The organism is Gilliamella mensalis (assembly GCF_900103085.1).
Lineage (GTDB): Bacteria > Pseudomonadota > Gammaproteobacteria > Enterobacterales > Orbaceae > Gilliamella > Gilliamella mensalis.
The window spans coordinates 1-1,962 of record NZ_FMWR01000035.1 but is presented as its reverse complement, the minus strand read 5'-3'; the positions used below and the strand labels follow the sequence as shown (position 1 = coordinate 1,962).

The window sequence follows — 1,962 nt, the reverse complement described above, 5'->3', positions numbered from 1 at the left end:
GTCTTTATCTCAGTATCCGATCACTGTATTTCAATTTGTAACCATCACCCTTCACCGTAATTCCAAGGATTAAAAGCATACCCTCTAATCCATTTTATTATTTCTCCCTGCTTTTTACTGCTATAGCTTACCTTAAACCAGACATTAGAATATTGGTCTTTATCCCAAATTACGTCTAGAATTTTGACAAAATCGTTTTGTACTAAATATATACTTGTTGGCTCATTTTCATTGGGGTTATTATAAAGATTGATTTTTTCTTGTTGAATATAAGACTTGATATTGGGTTTTATGGTAGATTTATTTAATAGTTCTAATAATATCTTTTTATCATAAAAAGTAATATTCCCTTTTGCATCAATAATATCTAATCCAATAACTCCCTCAGATTTTGTTTTACCCAACATTCGTTGGTAAATTTTTGATTCTTTAAAATGGTATTCTTTTTCCTTATTCACCATAATAACTATAAATTTATTTAAAAAGTAATCATTGAGTGATGAATAACGTCGATAAAAATTGATATCATCTATTTTACCAATAAAAACATCAAATTGTTTGTCAGATAAATATTCATTAGTTTCAGGAAAGTATATATTATGGTATATGCTGTATAAGTAAAACTCAGGAAATAAATTTAAAATTGCATCTTCACCGAATCCATCTTCGATAATTTGTTCATCGCCACAATAAGAATATTTTGCTTCCATAAAATTTTTCAATCTTTGGTCAATATATACACATTGAATCATTAACTCATTATTTTTAATCATAATAGGTATATCTGCTTCAATAGATTCCGTAGCTGGCATAAAGTAATGAAATGCTGGCTTATCATTCCATGCTTCCAATTCAATATTCAGCATTCCCCATATTCCAATTACATTTTTATATAATTTATTGATGTTTTCTGCCTGTACTTCTAGCATGGCTGGTTTTGAAAAAAATTCTTCCTCATCATTATTTTTATCCTCACAAAAGTAAGATATAAATTTATAAACTTTAGAATTAATGTTAAATTGTTTATTTTCTATAAATAATTTATTTGAACAAGACAGCTTTGCATCACTGACATTACTGATTATCATCACTAATATCAATAATATTATTTTTCTCATTCTAAAATTCCTCAGTTAAATTTGACGTCTTTCGAAGGATTGATTCAAATAGCTTCGCAAAAAAGGCTATATTATCAGCACTATCACTTCCATTTATTACTGCTCTTGCTGCTTTGTAATTAATATGACTCTTATAGATATACCTTGGCAATTTACCACCAGTAAAAATCCCTTTCATCATCCCCCAAATCATTATTGGTACGGCATAATCAAGTTCTGCTGCTTTATCGGGTTGATCAACAAAATCAATACCAAAATAGTCACTCGCTTTTTTATAATTATTTTTCCACGTTAAATGAACTAAACCTCGACCACGATATTTATAACCATCCCCCTCTTCTGTATTTCCATTGTTCTTAGCCCTTTTTTTTAAGGATTCATTGCTTGCTAATACAGGATCATATTTATTAAAATATGCTTTTCCTAAACCTCCTGAACGTTCTTCCAGTGCGCAGAAAAAATCACTTCCCCAAGTAGCTTCCCAACGAGCTGTCGCTAACATATAAGATATATGGTAAATATTTGGTTTGAATTTATCATACTTTTTGTAAAATAAGTTTATTCTTTTAATGATCCCTCGAAGACTATCTTTTGATTTTTGATTAAAGTCTGGAACGACATCTTTCTCATTTGCTTTAAAATTTTTATGTTCACTTTCGTATTTGGTAAGGAAACTTTCAACATCTATCAAATCTTTCCATGAAACAAAATTAAATAATGCTATAGGATGCATAAACCACGCCTTGCCATCAGCGTTAAGCATGGCTGGTGGGGTGGTTGTGGTATCCGTTGTCTCGCCATTTTCTGGGGGGGTGTTGTTTTGTTGGTTTAACTTCGCTAAGCC

At 30.3% G+C, this 1,962-nt stretch carries 1 protein-coding gene and 1 pseudogene; both read right to left on the bottom strand.

Going from position 1 to position 1,962, the window contains the following annotated elements; all coding sequences use genetic code 11:
- Positions 1-44: 44 nt before the first annotated feature.
- Complete coding sequence (locus BQ5209_RS10495) at positions 45-1,118, bottom strand: hypothetical protein (RefSeq protein ID WP_085248767.1); 1,074 nt, start codon at positions 1,116-1,118, stop codon at positions 45-47.
- Between the two features lies 1 nt (position 1,119).
- Positions 1,120-1,962 (bottom strand): annotated as a pseudogene (locus BQ5209_RS10490) (hypothetical protein); the annotation flags it as partial.

Coding starts and splice junctions, on each gene's coding strand:
- BQ5209_RS10495 (WP_085248767.1), bottom strand. CDS start 1,118: ATGAGAAAAATAATATTATTGATATTAGTGATGATAATCAGTAATGTC.